Annotated in this window: 19 protein-coding genes; 9 read left to right on the top strand and 10 right to left on the bottom strand. The window is 66.2% G+C overall.

Annotated elements, in window-relative coordinates; all coding sequences use genetic code 11:
- Positions 1–4: 4 nt before the first annotated feature.
- Positions 5–958, bottom strand: a complete 954-nt coding sequence (locus QW863_RS03995) for a LysR family transcriptional regulator (protein WP_315711622.1) — start codon at positions 956–958, stop codon at positions 5–7.
- Between the two features lie 84 nt (positions 959–1,042).
- Between QW863_RS03995 and QW863_RS03990 the strand changes: the two genes are divergently transcribed.
- The gene (locus tag QW863_RS03990; RefSeq protein WP_315711623.1) at positions 1,043–1,975 is read left to right on the top strand and encodes an MBL fold metallo-hydrolase; all 933 of its coding nucleotides are present in this window, start codon (positions 1,043–1,045) and stop codon (positions 1,973–1,975) included.
- 12 nt (positions 1,976–1,987) lie between these two features.
- Positions 1,988–2,977, top strand: coding sequence for an alpha/beta hydrolase (locus tag QW863_RS03985; protein ID WP_315711625.1), 990 nt, complete (start codon positions 1,988–1,990; stop codon positions 2,975–2,977).
- A 584-nt stretch (positions 2,978–3,561) separates the two neighbouring features.
- On the opposite strand, the gene QW863_RS03980 is transcribed toward QW863_RS03985, so the two are convergent.
- Together QW863_RS03980 and QW863_RS03975 are read right to left on the bottom strand one after the other, a co-directional pair.
- Positions 3,562–4,191: an HAD family phosphatase gene (locus tag QW863_RS03980; RefSeq protein ID WP_315711626.1), complete on the bottom strand. Its 630-nt coding sequence runs from the start codon at positions 4,189–4,191 to the stop codon at positions 3,562–3,564.
- 45 nt (positions 4,192–4,236) lie between these two features.
- The gene (locus QW863_RS03975) at positions 4,237–5,373 is read right to left on the bottom strand and encodes an alpha-hydroxy acid oxidase (protein WP_315711627.1); all 1,137 of its coding nucleotides are present in this window, start codon (positions 5,371–5,373) and stop codon (positions 4,237–4,239) included.
- A 420-nt stretch (positions 5,374–5,793) separates the two neighbouring features.
- Between QW863_RS03975 and QW863_RS03970 the strand changes: the two genes are divergently transcribed.
- Positions 5,794–7,128 carry a S41 family peptidase gene (locus QW863_RS03970; RefSeq protein WP_315711628.1) on the top strand — a complete coding sequence of 445 codons (1,335 nt, stop codon included), beginning with the start codon at positions 5,794–5,796 and terminating at the stop codon, positions 7,126–7,128.
- Between the two features lie 241 nt (positions 7,129–7,369).
- Here QW863_RS03970 and QW863_RS03965 read toward each other — a convergent pair whose 3' ends face one another.
- From QW863_RS03965 to QW863_RS03945, 5 genes are all read right to left on the bottom strand, one after another.
- Positions 7,370–10,081, bottom strand: a complete 2,712-nt coding sequence (locus QW863_RS03965; protein WP_315711629.1) for an EAL domain-containing protein — start codon at positions 10,079–10,081, stop codon at positions 7,370–7,372.
- Between the two features lie 152 nt (positions 10,082–10,233).
- Positions 10,234–10,728 (bottom strand): cyclic pyranopterin monophosphate synthase MoaC, encoded by a 495-nt coding sequence (gene moaC / locus QW863_RS03960; protein ID WP_315711630.1) that lies wholly within the window; start codon positions 10,726–10,728, stop codon positions 10,234–10,236.
- Between the two features lie 2 nt (positions 10,729–10,730).
- Positions 10,731–11,549 (bottom strand): indole-3-glycerol phosphate synthase TrpC, encoded by an 819-nt coding sequence (gene trpC / locus QW863_RS03955; RefSeq protein ID WP_315711631.1) that lies wholly within the window; start codon positions 11,547–11,549, stop codon positions 10,731–10,733.
- 16 nt (positions 11,550–11,565) lie between these two features.
- Entirely contained in the window at positions 11,566–12,579 is a 1,014-nt protein-coding gene (trpD, locus tag QW863_RS03950; protein WP_315711632.1) for an anthranilate phosphoribosyltransferase, read from the bottom strand.
- Between the two features lie 22 nt (positions 12,580–12,601).
- The gene (locus QW863_RS03945) at positions 12,602–14,509 is read right to left on the bottom strand and encodes a peptidylprolyl isomerase (RefSeq protein ID WP_315712605.1); all 1,908 of its coding nucleotides are present in this window, start codon (positions 14,507–14,509) and stop codon (positions 12,602–12,604) included.
- A 222-nt stretch (positions 14,510–14,731) separates the two neighbouring features.
- Between QW863_RS03945 and tpiA the strand changes: the two genes are divergently transcribed.
- Positions 14,732–15,487, top strand: a complete 756-nt coding sequence (tpiA, locus tag QW863_RS03940) for a triose-phosphate isomerase (RefSeq protein WP_315711634.1) — start codon at positions 14,732–14,734, stop codon at positions 15,485–15,487.
- 27 nt (positions 15,488–15,514) lie between these two features.
- Here tpiA and QW863_RS03935 read toward each other — a convergent pair whose 3' ends face one another.
- Both QW863_RS03935 and QW863_RS03930 read right to left on the bottom strand, forming a co-directional pair.
- Positions 15,515–16,042: a GNAT family N-acetyltransferase gene (locus QW863_RS03935; protein ID WP_315711635.1), complete on the bottom strand. Its 528-nt coding sequence runs from the start codon at positions 16,040–16,042 to the stop codon at positions 15,515–15,517.
- A gap of 2 nt (positions 16,043–16,044) precedes the next feature.
- The gene (locus tag QW863_RS03930; RefSeq protein ID WP_315711636.1) at positions 16,045–16,611 is read right to left on the bottom strand and encodes an XRE family transcriptional regulator; all 567 of its coding nucleotides are present in this window, start codon (positions 16,609–16,611) and stop codon (positions 16,045–16,047) included.
- A 210-nt stretch (positions 16,612–16,821) separates the two neighbouring features.
- On the opposite strand from QW863_RS03930, the gene secG reads away from it, so the two are divergent.
- The 5 genes from secG (at position 16,822) to QW863_RS03905 (ending at position 21,718) form a co-directional block, all read left to right on the top strand.
- The gene (gene secG / locus QW863_RS03925) at positions 16,822–17,205 is read left to right on the top strand and encodes a preprotein translocase subunit SecG (protein WP_315711638.1); all 384 of its coding nucleotides are present in this window, start codon (positions 16,822–16,824) and stop codon (positions 17,203–17,205) included.
- A 167-nt stretch (positions 17,206–17,372) separates the two neighbouring features.
- Entirely contained in the window at positions 17,373–19,004 is a 1,632-nt protein-coding gene (locus QW863_RS03920) for a CTP synthase (RefSeq protein ID WP_315711639.1), read from the top strand.
- 198 nt (positions 19,005–19,202) lie between these two features.
- Complete coding sequence (locus QW863_RS03915; RefSeq protein ID WP_315711641.1) at positions 19,203–19,529, top strand: NIPSNAP family protein; 327 nt, start codon at positions 19,203–19,205, stop codon at positions 19,527–19,529.
- A gap of 117 nt (positions 19,530–19,646) precedes the next feature.
- Positions 19,647–20,510 carry a 3-deoxy-8-phosphooctulonate synthase gene (gene kdsA / locus QW863_RS03910; protein ID WP_315711642.1) on the top strand — a complete coding sequence of 288 codons (864 nt, stop codon included), beginning with the start codon at positions 19,647–19,649 and terminating at the stop codon, positions 20,508–20,510.
- Complete coding sequence (locus QW863_RS03905; RefSeq protein ID WP_315711643.1) at positions 20,510–21,718, top strand: MFS transporter; 1,209 nt, start codon at positions 20,510–20,512, stop codon at positions 21,716–21,718. Before kdsA ends, QW863_RS03905 begins: the two co-directional genes overlap by 1 nt.
- Positions 21,719–23,174: the final 1,456 nt, after the last annotated feature.

Raw genomic sequence — 23,174 nt, 5'->3', positions numbered from 1 at the left:
AATGCTATCCCGCAGCCGCGCGACAGGCGGCGCGCTCGGTCGTGTGCAGGATGTCCGCCACCATGTTCCGCAGCCAGACCGATGCTGCATCACGATCGAGCTGCAGCGGCCAGACCATCGAGACGGCCGGCAGCCGCAGCTTCAACGGCGCGGGACAGAGCGCCAGCCCAAACCGCGGCCCGTAGAGCTTCGCCATCCTGGTCGGTATCGTCGTGATCACCGGTGATGCGGCGACCGTCGCCAGCACGCTGAGGAATTCCGAGGAGGCCGAGACCACGTTGAGCTCGGTGCCGATCTCATCCAGCGCCGCCTCCAGGCAGCCCTGCAGGCTGTTGGTCAGCGTCACCAGCGCGTGCGGAAGCGACAGATAGTCGGCGAGGCTGATCGGCGTTTTCATCGCGATGCGCTTTGGATTGTAGACGCAGCTCAGAGCCTGCTCGAACAGGAATTGCGATCTGTGCCGCTGTGCCACGGCCTCGAAGCAGCCGACCGCAACATCCAAGGCGCCATCGTCGAGCAGCCGATGCACCTCGTTTCGCTCGGTCGGCCGGCTGAGCAGCCGCACGCCGGGCGCGGTTCGACGGAGCTGCGCCGCAAGTTCGGGGATCAGCAGCAGCTCCACCTCGCTCGAAAATCCCAAGCGGATGGTGCGCTGCTCGGTCGCCGGGTCGAACTCCGGTGCGGCGTGCAGCGCAGCCTGCATCTGCCCCAGCGCCGCCCGAACCGGCCCGGCGAGCGCCGCCGCCCGCGGCGTCGGTTGCATGATCGTGCCGACGCGGACGAACAGCTCATCCTGCAGCAGCACGCGAAGCGTCGACAGCGAATGGCTCATTGCCGGCTGCCCCACCTTGAGGCGCGCCGCCGCGCGCGTCACGCTGCGCTCCTGCATCAGCGCGTCGAATGCGACCAGCAGATTGAGGTCGAAGGAGCGAAGATCGAAGTGATCGATGGACTGCATGAGCTGGATCGATTTGAGGAATGTATGACCTAGTCCTAGATCTCGGCCCAGACAAGACCACCGTTCGGATCGAGGCCGCCAGACATGCAGGACATCACGACCTATCGCGTCGGAGACGCCACCATCACGAGGATCTTCGAGATCGGCCTCGATGCGGTCGAGGGGGAGTTTCTGTTTCCTGGTGTGGACGCCGCCAGCATTGCCCGGGAACGCGGCCGGTTCGGGCCGGGATCAGTCGATCCGCGCACGGGATCGTTGCGCCTGAGCATCCATAGCTGGCTGGTGCGGACGCCGGAGCGGGTGGTTCTGATCGACACCGCCACCGGCAATGACAAGGAGCGACCCGACGCGGCCGTCCTGCATCGCCTGAACGAGCCGTTTCTGGACCGGCTGCGGGCAGCCGGCGTCACCCCCGACGATGTCGACCTCGTCCTGATGACGCATCTGCACGCCGATCACGTGGGCTGGAATACGCAGCTTGTCGATGGCCGTTGGACGCCGGTGTTTCCCAACGCCCAGCACGTCTTCTCAGGCCGCGAGCGCGCCTATGTCGCCGCACTCTCGGCCGGCAACGGCTCGGACGCCGCAATCAGGGACGCAGCTGGGCTTGGCCCCATGCTGCATCCACCGATGCCAGGGGTCTACGAAGACAGCGTGCTGCCGATCGTCGAGGCCGGCCTCGCGCGCGAGATCGCGGTGGATGGCAGCGAGGTCGCCGACGGCTTCCGTTTTCTGCCGAGCCCCGGTCACAGCATCGATCACGCCTGCATCAGCTTCAGCTCACGTGGCGAGCGCGCGCTGTTCTGGGGCGACGTGATGCATCATCCGCTGCAGGTCGCGCGTCCGGACTGGAACTCGGTCTATTGCGAATTCCCGGATGCGGCGCGGACCTCACGCCGATGGGCGATGAACCATGCCGCCGAGATCGGCTCCCTCGTGTTCACGACCCACTTCGCCGAGTCCTCGGCCGGGCGGATCAGCCGCGACGGCGACCGGTTCGCGTGGCACTTCGCCTGATCCGAGGTGACCATGACCGAGAACGCAACGTCCTCCTCGCGCATCGTTTCCCAGCACCGCCTGATCGAAGGGCCGGTGTCCGATGTCCAGCTTCAGCTCATCAACAAGCGCCGGCATGACGTGCAACGGTTCTCGGCCGACCGTACGCTGGTGATGATGCACGGCGCCACCTTTTCATCCGCCAGCCTGTTCGACGTCGCGGTCGGCGGCGCCTCCTTCATGGATGTCCTGGCGCAGGCCGGCTACGACGTCTGGGCCGTCGATGCGCGCGGCTATGGCGGCTCCAGCCGGCCGCCAGAGATGTCGCGGGCGGCCGAGGAGGGATCTCCATTGGTCAATGCGCGGACCGCCGTGGACGATTTCGGCGCGGCAGTGGACTTCATCTGCCGGCATCGCGACGTCCCGCGGGCCAACGTGCTCGGCATGTCCTGGGGCGCCACGGTCGCGGGCATGTTCGCGAGCGCGGCGAGCGCGAAGCTCGAGAAGCTGATCCTGGTGACGCCGCTCTGGCTGTCCAGCGAGCCGCTGCGCATCGACGCCGGCGGACCGCTCGGCGCCTATCGGATCGTCAGCCCGCGCGCGTTCGAGGCTGTGTGGCGCGGCGCCGCTCCGGAGCAGGCGCGGGACAAGCTGATTCCGGACGGCTGGTTCGAGTCCTGGGCGGAGGCGACGCTCGCGACCGATCCGGACTCGCCGTACCCCGGCGCGATCCGCGCGCCTTCGGGCGCGGTGCAGGACGTGCGCGAGCATTGGACCGTGGACCAGCCGATCTACGATCCCAGCACGATCGACTGCCCGGTTCTCGTGCTCGCGGCGGAATGGGATGTGGATGTCCGCTTCGCGATGGCGCACGACCTGTTCGTTCGCCTGGTGAGCGCGCCATACAAGCGCCTGGTCGAGATCGGGCAGGGCACGCACATGATCCTGATGGAGCGGAATCGACGGCAGGCGTTCGACGCGGTGATCGGATTTCTGGACGAGCGCGTCGTGCCGGCGCGTTGATCGTCGCGGGAGACGGGCCGGATGGTGCCGTTGCCGGCCGTCGCATTTAGGATTCGCTTTTTCGGAAAAAGCTGCTATGCTGATTTGGTCCCGTGCTCGACAGGAGGGGCGCTTCGCGATCGTCACGGACGTGGAGCGCGGGATGCGGTGGCCGCGACGTGTCGCAGCGTGCTCTGATGGCGCGCGGACGAACGGCATGGCGCGGACGTGAAGTCGCGTGGTCCTGGCATCCCGACGCTGATGCCAAGCCGGCGGGTACTGATGATCCCGTCGGCGACGGTGGCCAACAAGCCGAGCACCGGGGAGATCGCGTATAAGCGTGAAGACCATCGCGCAGGGAATGCCGGATGTCGGCTGGACCTGTGGTGACTGCCGCCTGCTTTTTTTCTGCAGGCGGGCCATGGGTTGCGGCCTGCAGCCCGGCATTCCCTGCGCCCTCCGATTGGAGGAGGGTGAAATGAGAGCAGCAAAGCTCGGGCACATCGTGCCGCGAGAACAATTTTGCAGGAGTGGGCACCGTCATTGCGAGCGCAGCCCTTCAGAACGTCACGCCGCTGGCCATGACGCACCCTTGCGCGACGCGATCAGATCCCGAGCGCCTCCAGCGCCGCGGCGATGTCGGCCGTCGAGCGCACCAGCACCGCCTGCAGCCCGCTCGTCCGCGCGCCGTCGATGTTTTCAGCGAGATCGTCGAAGAAAACGATCCGCTCGGCCGGCACGCCGATCGCCTGCACGACGTGATCATACGCCTCGGCATCCGGCTTTCGCAGGCCGATCGACGACGACAGGAAGATCTCGCGAAAGTGACCGAGCAAGTCGGCATAGCGCGGCGAGAAGTGATCGATGTGCGGCTGGTTGGTGTTGGAGAAGGCATAGAGCGGCAGTCTCGAAGCCGCGCGTGCGAGCAGCGGGGCGATGCCCGGCATCGGGCCGACGAAGATCGCGTTCCAGCCCTCGAGAAACTGCGCGTCGGTGATGTCGATGCCGAGCTGCCGGCGCAGGTTGGCGAAGAACGCGGCATCGGAGACGGTGCCGCGCTCGTGCCCGTGATAGATCTCGTCGCGCACGAAGCGCGCGGCGATGCGCTCCGGCGGACAGCCGGCATGCGCTGCCCAGCGCGAGACCACCTGGACGAAATCGATGTCGATGACGACGCGGCCGAGGTCGAACAGCAGCGCGTCGGCGACGCCGGGGCGGAGAGCGGAGGCGGGCATGGGGCGGGTCGACGATGCCTTGCGTGGGACGGAAGCGGCGCCTCCTCAATAACGGTAGGGCTCGATGTCGACCAGCGGAAACGCGCTGACCACGCTGGGCAGGTTGGTGGCGGCCGCCGGATGCAGATAGGACGCGTTCAGCTCCGCGAACGAGGTGACGCCGAGCAGGCCGAGCGTGCGGATCACCTCGTCCTCCAGCAGCTCGAGCATGCGCAGGATGCCGTCCTCGCCTGCGGCCGCCAGCGCCCAGCATTGCAGCCGGCCAATGCCGACGAGATCGGCGCCGGCCGCAATCGCCTTGACGATGTCGGTGCCGCGGCAGAAGCCGCCGTCGACCATGATCCTGGCCCGGCCCTTCACCGCCGCGACGATCTCCGGCAGCACGTGCATCGCGCCGCGGCCATGATCGAGCTGGCGGCCGCCATGGTTCGAGACGTAGATCCAGTCGACGCCGTGATCGACGGCGATCTGTGCGTCCTCGGCGGTCGCGATGCCCTTGATGATCAGCGGCAGCTTGAACTTGTCCTTGATCAGCTTGACGGTATGCCAGCTCAGCGCCTTCTGATGATCGCCGCCGGTCGCGCGCAGCCGGCTTTCGCGCACGTAGCGCTTGGCGATGTCGCGCTCGCGCCGGCTGTAATGGGCGGTGTCGACGGTGAGGCAGAACGCCGTGTATGTGTTGGCGATGGCGCGGCTCACATAGTCCTCGACGAAGGCGTCGTCACCGCGGACATAGAGCTGGAAGATGCGCAGCGCGTCGGGAGCGGCCTGGGCGGTCTTCTCCAGCCCGGGCTCGGACACCGAGCTCAGCATGTGCGCGACCCCGAACCGGCCCGCTCCACGGGCCACGCTGGCGGCGCCTGCCGGATCGAAGATTTCGAGCGCACCGACCGGGGCCATGACCACCGGCAGGCGGAGCCTGCGGCCGAAAGTTTCGACCGAGGCATCGACCCTGGAGACGTCGCGCAGCACGCGCGGACGGAATGCGATCTCGTCGAGCGCCATCCGGTTCCGGCGCAGCGTCGTCTCGGTCTCGGCCCCGCCGATGATGTAGTCCCAGGCATTCTGGTTGAGCTGGGCTCGCGCCTTGCGGATGAACTCGTGAAGGTTCTGGAACTTCTCGTCGCTCGAACCGAGCTCGACGTTCCTCCACCCGGCCTCGATCGGGGTCCGTTGGTTCATGGTTGCCTCCCAGCGACTGTCCTGTTTGCGGTTTTGCCGCGGAGCATTGCCCATCGAGCGGTCCGGGTGCAAGGCATTCCGAACTGGAGTTCGCCGCCGCGCGCGGGGGCGCCGCCGCAGGCGCAGGCCATCAATCGCGTCGCTGCACACGGCTCGTCGAATTGTGATGACAGGTGCCGTGAAAGACCGGATATGTGCAGCCGGGCCCTGGAGGACGACAGGCGCAGCCCTGATCTTGATTTCAGCCTGCGAACGTCCATTTCGGATACGGCGCCGGCGGTCGGGCTCCGGTACGGCGGCGCAATATCGGCCTTGAAGAAACCGGAAATGTGGTGTGAGTTCGCAACACAAATCGCGCCGGCGATGCGTGCGGACCCTTTAGATCGGCCGGCCATCCAACAAACGCTCGGGAAGCAAACAATGCGGAAAAACTGGCTGTTCTTGGCGGGCACGATGACCGGCGTCGGTCTGACCCTGATGGTGACGGGTCCCGACGGCGCGCAACTCGTGGCCAAGGCCAAGGCCGCGGCCGGCATGGCCGACACCTATTCGCAGCTCAATCTGTTCGGTGCGGTGTTCGAGCGTGTCCGCGCCGACTATGTCGAGAAGCCCAGCGATCCCGCGCTGATCGAAGGCGCCATCAACGGCATGGTGTCGTCGCTCGATCCGCACTCGCGCTACATGAACGACAAGTCCTGGCGCGACATGCAGGAGACGACGTCCGGTGAGTTCGGCGGACTCGGCCTCGAGGTCACCATGGAGGAGGGCCTGGTCAAGGTCGTCGCGCCGATTGATGACACGCCCGCGTCCAAGGCCGGCATTCTCTCCGGCGATCTCATCGCCAAGATCGACGGCGAAGCCGTGCAGGGACTGACGCTCGAGCAGGCCGTCGCCAAGATGAAGGGCGGCGTCAACACCAAGACCAAGCTCACCATCATGCGCAAGGGCAAGGAATCACCGCTCGACGTCACGCTGACGCGCGAGATCATCAAGGTGCGCCCGGTGCGCTATCACACCGAAGGCGGCGACATCGGCTATATCCGCATCACATCGTTCAACGAGCAGACCACCGAGAGTCTGCGCAAGGCGGTCGCCAGCATCTCCAAGGAGATCCCGCAGGAGAAGCTCGCCGGCTACGTGGTCGACCTGCGCAACAATCCGGGCGGGCTGCTCGATCAGGCCGTGTCGGTCTCCAGCACATTCCTGCCGCGGGGCGAGGTGGTCTCCACCCGCGGCCGCAATCCGGAGGAGACGCAGCGCTTCACTGCGCGCGGCGGCGACCTCACCAAGGGCAAGCCGCTGGTGGTGCTGATCAATGGCGGCTCGGCCTCGGCGTCGGAGATCGTGGCCGGCGCGCTGCACGATCACAAGCGTGCGACCCTGGTCGGCACGCGCTCGTTCGGCAAGGGCTCGGTGCAGACCATCATTCCGCTCGGCGCCGGCAACGGCGCGCTGGCGCTGACCACGGCGCGCTACTACACGCCGTCGGGCCGCTCGATCCAGGCGCAGGGCATCGCACCGGACATCGAGGTGAAGCAGGACGTGCCGGACGAACTGAAGGATCGCGGCGATCTCAAGGGTGAGGCCGGCATGCGCGGCCATCTCTCGGCGCCCGACGGCACCGAGCAGACCGGCTCGCAGTCCTACGTTCCGCCGGACGAGAAGGACGACAAGGCGCTGCACGCCGCATTCAACGTGCTGCGGGGCGTCACGGTGAACGCCGACGTCCGCGCCAAGGCGGCCGTGCCGAACTGATCTGCGAAGCGGGCGGGTGTGCGGCTTGCGACGCGCGATGCTCACACCCGACGGGGCGGCCCTGAGGCCGTCCCGCCGTGGTTTTCGACCAGCGTGTACAGGCGAACACGGAGTATGTCCGTCTGTGTCCCGTAGATCATGGCGGAGCCGTGGACTTCAAGGCACGACCGGTCGGCAGGGTTTGAATCTGGCTTGCGGAAAAGCCTCAAATTGCAACGGTATTTATCGGTTCGGAACCGGATCAGGCGGCGTCCGAGCGCGAACGGCGGCCGGATGAGGGATTGGCGCGCTGCGCGGCGAACAATTGCCGCACGTCGGCTGCGGGCTTCGGAGGGCTGAACAGATAGCCCTGCATCTCCGAGCAGCCGAGCCGCTTCAGCAGCTGGCGCTGCGCCTCGGTCTCGACGCCCTCGGCGGTCGTCGACATCTTGCGGATGGCGGCGATGTTGACCACGGCCTGGACGATCGCCGCGGAACCCTCGCTCTCGGTGATGTCCTTGACGAAACAGCGGTCGATCTTGATCTTGTCGAACGGAATGCGCTGGAGATAGCTGAGGCTCGAATAGCCGGTGCCGAAATCGTCGAGCGCGATGCGGACGCCGAGCGCGCGCAACTGGTGCAGGGTGTCGAGCGCGTCGTCGTCGCGGATCAGCACCGCTTCGGTGATCTCGAGTTCCAGCCGATGCGGCGGCAGGCCGGAGGTCGCAAGTGCGTTGGCGACCTTGAGCGCCAGGGTGCCGCTCTTGAACTGCACCGGCGAGACGTTGACGGCGAGCCGGATGTCGTCCGGCCAGCTCACCGCCTCGGTGCAGGCGACCTGGAGGACGCGTTCGCCGAGCAGGTTGATGAGGCCGGTGTCCTCGGCGATCGGAATGAACTCGGCCGGCGAGACGGCGCCGCGGGTCGGATGCTTCCAGCGCACCAGCGCCTCGCAACCGACGATGCGGTCGTCCTGCAGGCTCAGACAAGGCTGGTAGTAGACCTCGAGTCGATCGTCGGCCATGGCCTGGCGCAGGTCGACCTCGAGCTGGTGGCGCGCCTTGATCTGGGCGTCCATCTCGGGCTCGAAGAAGCGCCAGGTGCGCCGTCCCGCGGCCTTGGCGGCGTACATCGCCAGATCGGCGTCCTTCATGATCTGGTCGAGATCGGTGCCGTGCTCGGGGATCAACGCCACGCCGATCGAGGCGTCGGCGGTGAGCTGATGGCCGAGGCAGTCACGCGGAGCGCGGATCGCGCCGAGAATATCCTCGATCAGCTGTTCGACATCCTCCCGGTTGCGGATCGCCGTCTGAACCACGGCGAACTCGTCGCCACCAAGGCGGGCGACGAACCCCGCGGTGCCGACACAGGCGCTCAGGCTCGCCGCGACGGATTTCAACAGCTCGTCGCCGATGAGGTGGCCGAGCGAATCGTTGACGCCCTTGAACTCGTCGATGTCGATGTAGTGCAGCGCGAGGCGCCGGCCGTGGGGGACGCCGGTCAGCTCCTCCTTGAGGCGCTCGTGAAACAGGGTGCGGTTCGGCAGATCCGTCAGGGCGTCGTAGTGCGCCAGATGCGTGATCTGCTCCTCGGACCGCTTGCGCTCGGTAATGTCCTCGTGGGTGGCGAGCCAGCCGCCGCCCGCGATCGGCTCGTTGACGATCTGGATCCAGCGACCGTCCGTGGTCTCGATGATCTGCGAGGTCTTGCGGCCGATGTCGCGCAGCACCGCATCGGCATATTCGACGTCGTCGCCCGCCAGCGAGCCGGTGGCCTTGCGGTGCGCGATCAGCGCGCGAAACGTGCAGCCTGGTTTCACGACGTCAGCAGACAGGCCGTACATGTCGACGTAGCGCTGGTTGCTGATGACCAGGCGCTCCGATGCATCGAACAGCAAGAGGCCCTGGGTCATGTTGTTGACGGCCTTGTCGAGCCGTTCCTTCTCCAGCGTCAAGCGGCGGCTGGAGGCGTCGTGGTCGCTGATCAGCCGGCGCACCACGACGTAAAGCATGCCGGCGATCAGCAGCACCGACGTCACGCCGACGGCGATCAGGAAGCGCATCTGCTCGCGCCAGTCGGCGAGCGCCGCCGAGACCGTCGTCGTCGCAGTCACGATCAAGGGATAGCTCGTCAGCCGGTGCGATGCGCCGATGCGGTGCTCGCCGTCGACGGGGCTGCTGAAAATGCCCGTGGTGTTGCCATCACCGGCCAGGATCTGGCGGAAGATCGGCGCGTTCTTGTAGTTCTGGTTCTGCATGCCCTCATGGCGTGGATGGCGGGCCAGAAGGGTTCCGTCGCGATGCATCATCGAGATCGCCGCGTCGGGCCCGAGCGCGACCGAGGCGAAGAACCGCTCGACATTGATGGGTTCGAGACTGCGGCTGATGATGCCCAGGAACTCGCCGTTGGGACTGGTCAGTTTCAGGGCGATGACTGCGACATATGTGCCGGTGATCCGGCCCACCACCGGCTCGATCAGCAGTTGCGGCGCGGTCGGATCGGATTTCAGCCGCTTGAAAAAGGTGCGATCGGCAATGTTGACGGGCGGCACCGGCCAGGCCGCTCCGGAGTTGATCAGGTTGCCGTCGGAGTCGAAGATGTTCAAACCGCCGACATAGGTCACCGCGCTCAGCTTGTCCTTCAGCATGGCATTGACGGCGGCGCTTCCCATCTGCTCCTTGAAGCGGGCGCCGCTGTCGATGTGGTTCTGTCGGACGTAGTTGGCGAGATCGCGCTGGATCGCGCCGAGATCCTCCATCTGCTGATCGAAATGGCGCGCCAGCAGGAGGACGGTGTTCTCCAGCTCACGCGTCGCGCTGTTCAGCGCGCGTTCCCGGAAACTGTCGGCCATGATGGTCGTACCGATCGCGATGGCTGCAATCAGCACGAGGCCTCCGCCGACCAGCCAGCGGATCGGTCCACCGCGGTCGGTCGAAGCTCTGAGGGCATTCCCTGGACTAGCGTTGGTCGTCATCGGTCCTGAATACGCTTGCGATCGGCGCTTCGGGATGGAACCGCTACGATGTCCCTCCCACAACCATTGCTATCGGTCCGCAATGGAAGTGAGGTTAGGAAGTTGAGTTAGCGAACAATTAATTCGAAGTTGTATTTGGCTTGGTAATCTCTTCAGGCGCGATAGTGCCCGGACTTGCCGCCGATCTTTTCGGTCAAGCGGATACCTTCGATGCGTACGCCGCGCTCGGCCGCCTTGATCATGTCGTAAATGGTCAGGCAGGCGACGGACACGGCCGTCAGGGCTTCCATCTCCACGCCGGTCGGCCCGGTCACCTTGACGGTGGCGCTGACAAGGCAGCCGGCTAGTGCGGCATCGGGCGTGATGTCGACGGTGACTTTGGACAGCGCCAGCGGGTGGCACAGAGGAATCAGCTCGGAGGTCCGCTTGGCGGCCATGATGCCTGCGATGCGGGCAGTTCCGAGCACGTCACCTTTTTTGGCGTTGCCGGACAGGATGAGCTCGAGCGTCGCCGGGCTCATGACGACGCGGCCCTCGGCGGTCGCGGTTCGCTCGGTCGCGGCCTTGTCCGACACGTCGACCATGCGGGCTTCACCGCGGGCGTCGATGTGGGTCAGGGCGGGAGCGTCGGGCGACTTGTCGGCCATGGTCACTCAGCCGCGCTGGCGGAGGCGGCATTGCGCGCAAGCAGCGCGCGCGTCGCCGCCGTGACGTCCGCCTGCCGCATCAGGCTCTCGCCGACCAGGAAGGTCTGGATGCCGACGCGCGCCAGGCGCGCGAGATCGGCCGACGTGAAGATGCCGCTCTCGCCGACCAGAAGACGCTCGACCGGGACCAGCGGCGCCAGCGCTTCGGAGGTCGCCAGCGTGGTCTCGAAGGTTCGCAGGTTGCGGTTGTTGATGCCGATCATCGGCGAGCGCAGCTTCAGCGCGCGATCGAGCTCGGCGCGATCATGGATTTCGATCAGGACATCCATGCCGTGGGCGAGCGCGGCAGCCTCGATGTCCGCAGCGGCGGCATCGTCCAGCGCGGCCATGATGATGAGGATACAGTCGGCGCCGTGAGCACGCGCCTCGATCACCTGGTAGGTGTCGAACATGAAGTCCTTGCGCAGCACGGGCAGGGCGGTTGCGGCCCGCGCGGCGACCATGAAGTCGAGATGGCCCTGGAACGACGGCGTGTCTGTCAGCACCGACAGGCAGGCCGCGCCGCCGGCCTCGTAGGCCTTGGCAAGCACCGGCGGATCGAAATCGGCGCGGATCAGTCCCTTGGACGGCGAGGCCTTCTTCACCTCGGCGATCAAGGCGTAGTCGCCGTTCGCATGCTTGGCTCGGATCGAGGCAACGAAGCCGCGCGGCGGCGAAGCGTCACGCGCGCGGGCCTCGAGCTCCGGCAACGGGCATGCCCGCTTGGCTGCCGCGATCTCCCCGCGCTTATACGCTTCGATCTTGGTCAGGATGTCCGACATGGCACGCTCCGGTGGATCAGCTGTTGGAGACCTCGATCAGCTGCTTCAGCCGCGCCGCTGCGGCGCCGCTGTCGAGCGAATCCCGGCCGATTGCGACGCCTTCCTTCAGCGTCTTGGCGCGGCCGGAAACGACCAGCGCCGCCGCGGCGTTCAGCAGCGCCACGTCGCGATAGGGGCTCGGCAGGCCGTCCAGGACGCTCTGCAGGGCCACCGCGTTGGCTTCGGCGTCGCCGCCCTTCAGACCGTCGCTGCCGCACAGGCCAAGCCCGGCCTCTTCGGGCGTGACCTCGAAGGTGCGGATATGACCGTTCTCCAGCGCGGCGACAAAGGTCGGGCCGGTCAAGGTGATCTCGTCGAGCCCGTCGGAGCCGTGCACGACCCAGGCGGCCTCCGAGCCGAGATTCTTCAACACGTGGGCCAACGGCTCGACCCATTGCCGCGAGAACACGCCGACCATCTGGCGCCTGACGCCGGCCGGATTGGACAGGGGACCGAGCAGATTGAAGATCGTGCGGGTGGCGAGCTCGACCCGGGTCGGCCCGACGTTCTTCATCGCCGGATGATGCGCGGGCGCGAACATGAAGCCGATGCCGGCCTCGCGCACGCAGCGCCCGACCTGGTCCGGCTTCAGGTCGATCTTGACGCCGAGCGCGGCGAGCACGTCGGCGGCGCCGGAGCGGGACGACAGTGCGCGGTTGCCGTGTTTGGCGACCGGCACGCCGGCGCCGGCCACGATGAAGGAGGCGCAGGTCGAGACGTTGACCGAGCCGGAGCCGTCACCGCCGGTGCCGACGATGTCGACCGCGCTCGCCGGCGCATCGACGCGCAGCATCTTCGCCCGCATCACGCTGACGGCGCCGGTGATCTCCTCGACCGTCTCGCCGCGCACGCGCAGCGCCATCAGCAGCGCGCCCATCTGCGACGGCGTCGCCTCGCCCGACATCATGCTGTCGAAGGCGGACGCCGCCTCCTCGCGGGACAGCGGCGCGCCGGTCGCCACCTTGCCAATGATCGACTTGAGATCGTCCATCACGCGTGCCCCTAGCAAACCGTCACTGATTGTTGCCGCCGACCACCTGGGCCACCGCAGCCTCGTTGATCGTCGTCCCGATGTCCTTCTCGAGCTTCATGACATAGGCCGTGCCTTGCTCGTCGGCGAGCGCGCGCTGCAACTGGTCCTTCAGCTTCTTGGTATCTTCGGACGCGAGGTCGACCTTAGGCTCGATGATGTCGGTGACACGGAACACAATCCACCGCCGGCCGCCATCAGCCTCGGTCTGGCCGACGCCGTCCTTTGCCGTGCGGAATGCGGCGGTGATCGCGCCGGTGGGGACGCCGGGCACCGAGGCGTCGCGCTTGAACGCACTGGCCGCCTCGACCTTCACGCCGAGCGATGCCGCCTCGTCGGCGAGCTTGCCGCCCTCGCTGAGCTTCTTGACCAGCTCGGTGGCCTTCGCGCGCAGCTTGGTGGCGACCTCGTCATCGCGCCAGCGCGCGGCGACCTGATCCTTGACCTCGTCGAGGGGGCGATCGCGCGGCGGGGTGATGCCGAGAACCTCGAACCAGACATAGCCGCCGCGGAACGAGATCGGCTCGTTGTCGACACCGACATCGCTGGTGAAGGCCTGCGCAACGACATCGAGGCCAAGCGGGATGTTCGAAACGGGCTGGCCGTTGGGTTGCTTGCCGGACCTGTCGACGGCTTCGAGCGTGATGGCATTGAGACCGAGCTTCTTGGCTGCCTCGGCGACGCTGGCGCCACCGCCGCGCTCGTCTTCCATCTTGTCACGAAGATTGGCGACTTGCGACTTGGCGCGGTCGGCTGCGATCTCCTTCTTGATGTCGGCAGCGACGCTCTCATATTCGGGCTGCTGGCCCGGCTGAATCGCGCTGACCTTGACCAGCGCCACGTTGAATGCGCCCTTGACGGGCTGGCTGACCTCGCCGGTCGGCAGCGAGAAGGCGGTATCGGCAACGACAGGGTCGAGAATCGCCGATTTCGTCACCAGACCGAGATCGAGATCGGCTGGGTTGAGGTTGCGCTCCTTGGCGAGCTCGTCGAACGTGACTTCACCCGCGGCGATCCGGGCGCGCGCCGCCTGTGCCTCCTCCATGGTGGGGAAGGTCATCTGCTGGACCTGGCGCTTCTCCGGCGTGCCCATCAGCGCCTTGCGCTGGTCGAACAGCTTCCTGGCGTCCTCGTCAGAAACGTCGGTCGACTTGCCGATCTCTTCGGGCGTCACCACGACGAAGGAGATCTTGCGATATTCCGGCGCCTTGAACTGGGCTTTGTGCTCTTCGAAATAGGACGCGAGAACCTCGGGCGAGGGCGCATCGATGGTGCCGGCCTGCGCCGCGTCGAGCTTGACGTAATCGATCGAGCGCTGCTCGTTCTGGAAGCGGCCGAGCGCCTCGAGCATCGTGTTGGACGGCTCCAGCCCGGCCGCGATCGTGCCGGTGATCTGCCGCCGCAGCGACTGTCGGCGCTGGTCAGCCAGGTAGCGCTGCTCGGTGAAGCCGAAATTGCGGATGATGGCCTGGAAGCGCTGCGGGTCGAACGCCCCGTTCGGGCCCTTGAAGTTGGGATCGCTGAGGATCACCCGCATGGTCTCCGCATCGGACTGGGCGAGACCGAGACGGCGAGCCTGCTCATCGAGGGCGGCTTCCGCAATCGTCTGCTGCAGCACGGAGCGGTCGAGCCCGAACATGCGGGCCTGCTCGGTGGTCAGCGGACGACCGAGCTGGCGGCCGATCTGCTGCAGCCGGTCGGTATAGATCTGCCGGAACTCGTTGACCGAGATCTCCGTGCGTCCCACGGTTGCAGCCGTCGACTGCCCGAAGCCGCGGAAGATGTCGGCGATGCCCCAGATGCCGAAACTGACGATCAAAACGCCCATGACCACCGCCATGATGGTCTTGCCGAGCCAGTTTGATGAGGCCTTGCGTAATCCTCGAAGCATGGGTCCAGTCTGTCTGCAGGAAAAAGGATGAAGAGGCCGCGCCTTAAAGCAGATTCCGCAAAAGGCCGTCACCGAGTTGAAACGGCTTATAAAGAGGCGGCCGCCCGGTCGCAACCTCGGCCCTGAGGCCGATTGAAGCGGTGGGAAGACGGCTCCCGCTCTGGTGCTCGTCGAAGGGCTCTGCTAGCCGATGTCCGTCACAACATTTGCTGGAATCCCGCCATGACCGACCGCATCCGGCCGCTGATCGCCGGCAATTGGAAAATGAACGGCCTGAAGGCCTCGACCGCCGAGTTCGACGCCATGCTGGCCGGAGCCGCCGAGGTCACCGGAAAGGCCGACCTGCTGGTCTGTCCTCCCGCCACCCTGGTGGCAGGCTTCGCCGAGAGGGCGCGCGGCTCCCGCGCGATCGCGGTCGGCGCTCAGGATTGCCACCCCAAGGCGTCGGGAGCCCATACCGGGGACGTTTCGGCGGAGATGCTGGCCGATGCTGGCGCCACCGCCATCATCGTCGGCCATTCCGAGCGGCGCGCCGATCATGGCGAAAGCGATGTTGTGGTGCACCAGAAGACCGAGGCGGTGTGGCGCGCCGGGCTGGTCGCGATCGTTTGCGTCGGCGAAACCCAGCAGCAGCGCGATGCAGGGCAGACGCTCGACATCCTGCGCGGCCAGCTCAACCTCAGCCTGCCGCAGGAATCACGGGCCGGCAACCTGGTCGTGGCCTATGAGCCGGTTTGGGCGATCGGCACCGGCCTGACCCCGACTGCCAAGGATGTCGAGCAGATTCATGCCTTTATCAGAGAGCTGCTGATCGATCGCTTCAAGCAGGAGGGAGCGCGGACGCGCATCCTCTATGGCGGCTCGGTGAAGCCCTCCAATGCGGCCGAGCTGATGGCGGTCGCGAATGTCAACGGCGCGTTGGTCGGCGGCGCCAGCCTGAAAGCCTCAGACTTTCTCGCCATTGCGAAGGGCTGTTGAGAAGCAACGTGAGCGAAAGCGCACGCCTCAGTCCGCCTGTTCGATTCGCTTCCAATAGATCTTCGTGCCGGTAAGGCCGCCATGCGGCTTCAAGGCATAGTCCGGAATGGTTCCGCTCAGCTGGAAGCCGACGCTTTCATAAAGCCGTGAGGCGCCCCCATCCTCGGCGGTATCGAGGACCAGCATCGTCCGACCGTGCGCGCGGGCGAGGTTTTCGGCCGCGCGCAGCAGCGCGGTCGCGATTCCGCGTTTGCGGTGGCTGATGCGCGTCATCATCTTTGCGATCTCGGCGCGGTGCGGCTGGTTCGGCGGCAGCTTCAGCTGCAACGTGACGGTCGCAATCACATCCTCGCCGTCGAAGGCGCCAAGAACGGCTCGTTCGCCGCGCGCCGCGGCCGAAAGCGATTCCCGCCAAAAGGCGTCGGCATCCTCCTCGCGAAGCGGGTGCATGAAACTGACCGAACCACCATCGGCGACCGTTTCGATCAGCATGGCGCGAAGCGCGCTTCGCACGACCGGTGTGTCCGATAGGGATGCAATTCGAATCGCGGACATTCTCAACTCCGGGCAAGCGCCACGACATAGACGCAGGGTGCGTCCGACTCGTTGGCAAAGGTGGTGTCGATCGGTGGGCCGAAGCCGAGGCAGTCGCCGGGGCCGAGGACGTGGCGTTCCGCGCCTTCCGTGATGGTCAATTGCCCGCTCTGCACCCAGAGAAGCTGGCGGATGTGGATGTATGAGGAGGCCGGCAAGGTCACGCTGCGGTGCGCCGGCATCTCGACGGTCACCAACTCGATCGGATGATCCGGCCTGAGAAAGACCTGGCGCCGGACATAGCCCGTGTCCGGATCGCGCCAGACCGGCTGCTCGGCCGCCTTGGACAGGCGCTCCGACTGGGCCTCGGCTCGGAGCATCAAGCCGGCCAGCGTGAGATCGAACGCGCTTGCCAGCTTGACCAGGATGACCGCCGTCGGGCTGACCTCGGCGCGCTCGATCTTGCTGATGGTGGCCTTTGACACTCCCGAGCGCTCGGCAAGGTCGGCCAGCGACCAGCCGCGGCTGTCCCGTTCCAGCAGCAGGCGGCGCGCCAGCCGCTGGCTGAAGTCGTCTATTATTTGATCCATATGTCTCTAATAGTAGAAAATGGATGGTCGGGCAAGCCTCGACGACGGGCGGCGCGGCAGCGCTTGTGAGAAGCGCGGCTGCGATTATCTGCGGGGTGGCGTTGCCCGACATGATCGTGTAACACCGCGCAAATTTCCGAATAGCCCGCGAAGCTCTCGCGATCCCGGCCTCCGGCCGGGGCCTGCGAGGGCTTGTGACGGAAGGTCACCATGCAGACTGTCTTGATCGTCATCCACCTCATGATTGTCGCCGTCCTGATCGGTACGGTGCTGTTGCAGAAATCCGAGGGCGGTGGCCTTGGCATGGGCGGCGGCGCCGGTTTCATGTCGAGCCGCGGCACGGCCAACCTGTTAACGCGCACGACCGCGATCCTGGCACTCCTCTTCTTCCTCACCAGCCTGGCGCTGACTTGGCTCGCGGGTCTGGATCGCAAGCCGACCTCGATTCTCGGCACCTTGCCTGGGCAGACCCAGTCAGGCGGTGCGACCCCGGTGGCGCCGACCGGGGGCGGCGTGCTCGACCAGCTCAAGAAGGCCGACGAGCAGCAGGCTCCCGCGGCTCCGGCTGCGCCGCAGGCACCGCAATCGCAATAACGCGGATAAGCCATGCAGGAACGCAATTGGCGTCCTGCGTCATGAGGCGGTCTCAAGTTACTGAGACCATTCAGATTTTGAAGTAACCCACAGGCCCGCGACAGCGTTGCGGGCTGCAAGCGATTCGTTTTGGCGAATCGAGCGCGCGGCATTAAAGGTAGGGTCCCATGGCGCGGTACATCTTCATCACCGGCGGCGTGGTTTCCTCGCTCGGAAAGGGTCTGGCTTCAGCCGCGTTAGGCGCGCTGCTGCAGGCCCGCGGCTACAAGGTCCGGCTTCGCAAGCTCGACCCCTATCTCAACCTCGATCCAGGCACGATGTCGCCGTATCAGCACGGCGAAGTGTTCGTGACCGACGATGGCGCCGAGACCGATCTCGATCTCGGCCACTACGAACGCTTCACCGGGCGGCCCGCGACCAAGGCCGACAACATCACCACGGGACGCATCTACCAGGACATCCTGACCAAGGAGCGGCGCGGCGACTATCTCGGTGCGACCATCCAGGTCGTCCCGCACGTGACGAACGCGATCAAGGATTTCGTCCTGTCCGGGAATGACGAGTATGATTTCGTGCTGGTCGAGATCGGCGGCACCGTCGGCGACATCGAGGGCCTGCCGTTCTTCGAGGCGATCCGGCAGCTCGGCAATGAGCTGCCGCGCCATCACGCGATCTACATCCACCTCACGCTGCTGCCCTACATCCCGAGCGCCGGCGAGTTGAAGACCAAGCCGACGCAGCATTCGGTCAAGGAGCTGCGCTCGATCGGCATCCAGCCTGACATCCTGCTGTGCCGCACCGACCGCCCGATCCCGAAGGAGGAACGGCGCAAGCTCGGCCTGTTCTGCAACGTGCGCGAAAGCGCCGTCATCGAGGCGCGTGACGTCGACAACATCTATGCCGTGCCGGAGGCCTATCATGCCGCCGGCCTCGACGACGAGGTGCTGGCCGCGTTCGGCATCGAGCCGCGGGTGCCGCCGGCGCTGTCGAGCTGGCACACGATCAACGAGCGCGTTCGCAATCCGGAAGGCGACGTCACGATCGCGATCGTCGGCAAGTACACCGGCATGAAGGACGCCTACAAGTCGCTGATCGAGGCGCTGTCGCATGGCGGCATCGCCAACAAGGTCCGCGTCAAGCTCGACTGGATCGAGAGCGAGGTGTTCGAGAACGAGGACCCCGCGCCATTCCTCGAGCACGTCAACGGCATCCTGGTGCCCGGCGGCTTCGGCCAGCGCGGCGCCGAGGGCAAGATCCGTGCGGCGCAATTCGCGCGGGAGCGCGACGTACCGTATTTCGGCATCTGCTTCGGCATGCAGATGGCGGTCATCGAGGCGGCGCGCAATCTCGTCGGGATCGCCGAGGCCAATTCGACCGAGTTCGGTCCGACGCCGGAGCCGCTGGTCGGTCTGATGACGGAATGGCTGCGCGGCAACGAGCTGGAGAAGCGCTCCAAGAGCGGCGATCTCGGCGGCACGATGCGGCTCGGCGCCTATCCTGCGGCGCTCAAGCGCGGCAGCCGCGTCTCCGAGGTGTATGGCGGCGCCACCGAGATCTCCGAGCGCCATCGCCACCGCTACGAGGTCAACACCGCCTACAAGGATCGGCTCGAGCAGCACGGTCTGAAGTTCTCCGGCCTGTCGCCGGACGGCGTGCTGCCGGAGATCGTGGAATACGAGGACCATCCCTGGTTCATCGGCGTGCAATTCCATCCCGAGCTGAAGTCGCGCCCGTTCGAGCCGCATCCCTTGTTCGCGTCGTTCATTCAGGCCGCGGTGGTGCAGAGCCGGCTTGTGTAGCAGGCCTTTGTCGCCAAGTGCCGTCATTGCGAGCGGAGCGAAGCAATCCAGAGTCGCGGGCGGGACTCTGGATTGCTTCGTCGCTGACGCTCCTCGCAATGACGGCCGAGGCGCGCAACGCGACCTTTGACGGCCGCGACGATTGTTGCGACAACGCTCCCCGATCGCGCGAAGCCAGAAAAGATCAGGGAGGATCAGATGATCTACGAGAGCCGCATCTATCGCTGCATTCCGGGCCGGCTGCCGGCGCTGCTGAAGCGCTTCGAGACCACGACGCTGAAGCTGTGGGAGAAGCATGGCATCCGCCCGGTCGGTTTCTTCACGACTCTGATCGGCGAATCCAACCAGGACCTGACCTATTTCCTGGCCTGGGAATCGCTCGCCGAGCGCGAGACCAAGTGGACCAAGTTCATGACCGATCCCGATTGGATCGCGGCGCGCGCCAAGAGCGAGGAGGACGGCCAGATCGTCGCCAACATCACCAGCCAGTTCCTGGTGCCGACGGCGTTTTCGGCGCTGAAATAGAGCCCGGGGAGGGGCTGGGATGACCGATCCCCGCAACCCTGCTATTCGCAGGCAAACGCCGGTTGATCCGGCAGCCGGCGCCGGGCCATGGTCGCGCGCTCTCATGAGGATGATGTCGTGAACGCTCCGATCTCTGCCGCGCCGGTCGTCAGCCTCGGCTCCGTCAAGTTTGGCAACCACCTGCCGCTCGCCGTGATCGCCGGCCCATGCCAGCTCGAGAGCCGCGCGCATGCGCTCGAGGTCGCCTCGGCGCTGAAGGAGATCGCGGCGCGGCTGAACATCGGCCTCGTCTACAAGACCTCGTTCGACAAGGCCAACCGCACCTCCGCCTCGGCGGCCCGCGGGCTGGGGCTTTCGCAATCGCTGCCGATCTTCGCCGAGATCCGCTCCTCGCTCGGCCTGCCCGTGCTGACCGACGTGCATGACGCCAGCCAGTGCGCCGAGGTGGCGCAGGCCGTCGACGTGCTGCAGATCCCCGCGTTCCTGTGCCGGCAGACCGACCTGCTGCTGGCGGCCGCGGCGACGGGCAAGGTCGTCAACGTCAAGAAGGGCCAGTTCCTGGCGCCCTGGGACATGACCAACGTGGTCGCCAAGATCACGGGCTCCGGCAATCGCAACGTGCTGGTCACCGAGCGCGGCGTCTCGTTCGGCTACAACACGCTGGTCTCCGACATGCGGTCGCTGCCGATCATGGCGCGCACGACCGGCGCACCGGTCATCTTCGATGCGACCCACTCCGTGCAGCAGCCGGGCGGCAAGGGCACGTCCTCGGGCGGCGAGCGCGAGTTCGTGCCGGTGCTGGCGCGGGCGGCGGTGGCCGTGGGCGTCGCCGGCGTCTTCATCGAGACCCATCCCGATCCCGATCATGCGCCCTCCGACGGGCCGAACATGGTCCCGCTCGCGCAGTTCGAGGGGCTGCTGCGAACGCTGATGGCGTTCGACGCACTCGCCAAGGCGCCGTCGGCGGACGCCGGGCGCTGATGCACCAGACCGCCGCCAAGCCCGCGGGGAAGTTTCCACCGGCCGTGAACATCATCGCGCTGGCGGGCTTCTCGGCGGCGCTGTCGACGCGGGCGCTCGATCCGGTGCTGCCGCATGTCGCCGAAGACTTTTCGATCAGCATCACCACGGCGGCGAGCATCGCTGCCGGCTATGCGCTGATCTACGCATTGATCCAGCCAGCGATCGGCGCTGCCGCCGATCTGTTCGGCAAGGCGCGGCTGATGACGCTGTGCCTGGCGCTGCTCGGCGTCGCGAGCCTGCTCGGCGCGCTCGCCACCTCGTTCCCGCTGCTGTTCGCGACGCGCATCCTCGCGGGCATCGCCTCGGGCGGCGTGTTTCCGGTGGCGCTCGGGCTGACCAGCGATCTCGTCGCGCCCGACAAGCGGCAGGTCGCGATCGGCCGCACGCTCGCGGGCTCGATGGCGGGCAATCTGCTCGGCGCGACGGCATCCGGCATCATCGGCGATTTCATCGGCTGGCGTGGCGTGCTCGCGATCCTCGGCGCGCTCGGGCTGATCGCCTCCTTCGCGGTGGCGGCAGGCTTTCGCGGCGCCAAGGTCACACATGCGCCGACCACCGATCTCGCCGCGCTGAGGAAGGGCTACCGCACCATCTTCACCAATCCCAATTCGCGCTTCTGCTTCTCGGCCGTGTTCGTCGAAGGCTGCTGCGTGTTCGGGCTGTTTCCGTTCATCGCCTCGTTCCTGTTCGATCTCGGCGAGACCTCGCTGTCGATCGCGGGCATCGTCATCGCGGGCTTCGCGGTCGGCGGCCTGTTCTACACGTTCACGGTCTCGAACTTCCTGCCGCGGCTCGGCGTCAAGGGCATGATGATCACGGGCGCTGCCCTGGTCGGGTTGCAGCTTGCCGCGCTCGCCTTCGGCCCGGGCTGGAAGCTGCAGTTCGGCTGCATGCTGCTCATGGGCTGGGGCTTCTACATGATCCATGGCTGCCTGCAGGTGTTCGCCAGCGAGCTGTCGATCGGGGCGCGCGCGACCGCGATGTCGCTGCACTCGTTCTTCTTCTTCATGGGCCAGACGGTCGGCCCGATCGCCTACGGCTTCGGCCTGGTCCATGGCGGCAAGCAGCCGACCTTGCTGATCGCCGCCATCATGATGGTCGTGCTCGGCTTCGCCTGCGCCGCGCTGCTGCGGCAGCGGCCGCCGGCGGATGCGGCGGTCAGCTGACGGCCATGTCCGACACGGGCGCGGGCCCATTGCATCTGAAGACATGGTCCCGTCGCGGCAGCAACGCCTGCTCATTTGTTGCTCCGTCATGGCCGGGCTTGTCCCGGCCATCCACGTCGTTCGGCGCGCTGAGAAGGACGTGGATGCCCGGGCCTTCGCCGCGCCGAAGCGGCTTCGGCCGCGCAGGCGGGACAAGCCCGGGCATGACGACGTGGAGACGGGCGAGGGCAAAATGCCCGTCGTTAGCTGCGATGGTCCTGGGGAAGTGCGGCGAGGGCGTTTCTCGCTCTCGATGCTGTAGATGCGCGGCTGAGACATATCGGCGCTTTCGTTGGCTGCGGGACGCACCGCCGCCATCTCGCGGCGCGTCTGCGTCCGAGCTTTGCCTTGGGACATGCCCTCTTTCTGAGAAGAGGGCGCGGGGAATGCCGGGAGCTGGCCGCCCCCATGGCCCGCCAGCAGAAAAAAATGCTGGCGGCAGGAACCACAGGTTCAGCCGAGACATCCCGGCATTCCCCGCGCGATGGTCTTCACGCTTATACGCGATCTCCCCGGTGTCCGGGCTTGTTAGCCACCGTCGTCCTCGGGCTCATCATCACCCCAGGACTTAGCGCCAGCGTCGGGGCGCCAGGACCACGCGATTTCACGTCCGCAACAAGCTGTTCGTCCGCACGCACGAAGCGCGCTGCAGCCAGCTGCGGCCACCGCTCCCCGCACCCAACGTCCGTGACGATCGCGAAGCGCCCCTCTCGAGGAGCACGGGATGGGGGTGTCTAGCATGGATTTCTGAAAAATGGAAGAAGAAAATTTGCGCCGCCCGCTCGACGGGATCTTATTCAGGTCGGCGCGGAAAAAACAGGGACGCGAAAGTGGCGGGCTTGAAAAGATACTTCACGGTTGAGCTTTGCAAGTATGAGCACGTTGCGGAACGAATCGCTGCGAAGCGTACGTGTGTGGAGTGCGACCGCGCGGCGCGGGCGTAATACAACGCGAACCCGGGCCGCCGCGCCAAGAAGGCAGCTTACGACGCTAGTGCGGAGAGCCACGCGGCGCAGGCGAGATACGCCGCTAGCCGCGGAAGGCCGTGCAACATATTCCAAACGTCCTGCAGCGCCACCGCGGGCTAGTTTGATGAGCTAACAGCGCTCCCGAAACCGGCAGAACTATCCGGCCTCCGAGGCGGAAACCCTTCGGGGTCGCTTTTTTTTGTGAGAACTGCGACCTAAGACAGCACTGTTGACCGTAATCTTGCGGGCATTGCAGGTCACCAGGGCAACGAACATGGCGCGGATTGCAACGCCACCGTCGAACTGGACGGCTTCGAATGCGTGAAGGCTGTTAGTCGGATCGGCGAACAGTCTTTCCTCTTACAGCTCACTAGCGATCACTCCCCCCCCCCCCATCGGGAGAGCCTTCGAGCGGCCGATGACGCTTGCGGAGGAGTTCGGATGGCTGC

It is taken from the genome of Bradyrhizobium sp. SZCCHNR1017 (assembly GCF_032381375.1).
GTDB lineage: Bacteria > Pseudomonadota > Alphaproteobacteria > Rhizobiales > Xanthobacteraceae > Bradyrhizobium.
This window is presented reverse-complemented; position numbering and strand designations above follow the sequence as displayed.

Coding starts and splice junctions, on each gene's coding strand:
- QW863_RS03930 (WP_315711636.1), bottom strand. CDS start 16,611: ATGGATCAAATAATAGACGACTTCAGCCAGCGGCTGGCGCGCCGCCTG.
- tpiA (WP_315711634.1), top strand. CDS start 14,732: ATGACCGACCGCATCCGGCCGCTGATCGCCGGCAATTGGAAAATGAAC.
- QW863_RS03935 (WP_315711635.1), bottom strand. CDS start 16,042: ATGTCCGCGATTCGAATTGCATCCCTATCGGACACACCGGTCGTGCGA.
- moaC (WP_315711630.1), bottom strand. CDS start 10,728: ATGGCCGACAAGTCGCCCGACGCTCCCGCCCTGACCCACATCGACGCC.
- QW863_RS03970 (WP_315711628.1), top strand. CDS start 5,794: ATGCGGAAAAACTGGCTGTTCTTGGCGGGCACGATGACCGGCGTCGGT.
- QW863_RS03920 (WP_315711639.1), top strand. CDS start 17,373: ATGGCGCGGTACATCTTCATCACCGGCGGCGTGGTTTCCTCGCTCGGA.
- QW863_RS03995 (WP_315711622.1), bottom strand. CDS start 958: ATGCAGTCCATCGATCACTTCGATCTTCGCTCCTTCGACCTCAATCTG.
- QW863_RS03915 (WP_315711641.1), top strand. CDS start 19,203: ATGATCTACGAGAGCCGCATCTATCGCTGCATTCCGGGCCGGCTGCCG.
- QW863_RS03980 (WP_315711626.1), bottom strand. CDS start 4,191: ATGCCCGCCTCCGCTCTCCGCCCCGGCGTCGCCGACGCGCTGCTGTTC.
- QW863_RS03985 (WP_315711625.1), top strand. CDS start 1,988: ATGACCGAGAACGCAACGTCCTCCTCGCGCATCGTTTCCCAGCACCGC.
- QW863_RS03975 (WP_315711627.1), bottom strand. CDS start 5,373: ATGAACCAACGGACCCCGATCGAGGCCGGGTGGAGGAACGTCGAGCTC.
- QW863_RS03905 (WP_315711643.1), top strand. CDS start 20,510: ATGCACCAGACCGCCGCCAAGCCCGCGGGGAAGTTTCCACCGGCCGTG.
- trpD (WP_315711632.1), bottom strand. CDS start 12,579: ATGGACGATCTCAAGTCGATCATTGGCAAGGTGGCGACCGGCGCGCCG.
- trpC (WP_315711631.1), bottom strand. CDS start 11,549: ATGTCGGACATCCTGACCAAGATCGAAGCGTATAAGCGCGGGGAGATC.
- QW863_RS03945 (WP_315712605.1), bottom strand. CDS start 14,509: ATGCTTCGAGGATTACGCAAGGCCTCATCAAACTGGCTCGGCAAGACC.
- secG (WP_315711638.1), top strand. CDS start 16,822: ATGCAGACTGTCTTGATCGTCATCCACCTCATGATTGTCGCCGTCCTG.
- QW863_RS03990 (WP_315711623.1), top strand. CDS start 1,043: ATGCAGGACATCACGACCTATCGCGTCGGAGACGCCACCATCACGAGG.
- QW863_RS03965 (WP_315711629.1), bottom strand. CDS start 10,081: ATGACGACCAACGCTAGTCCAGGGAATGCCCTCAGAGCTTCGACCGAC.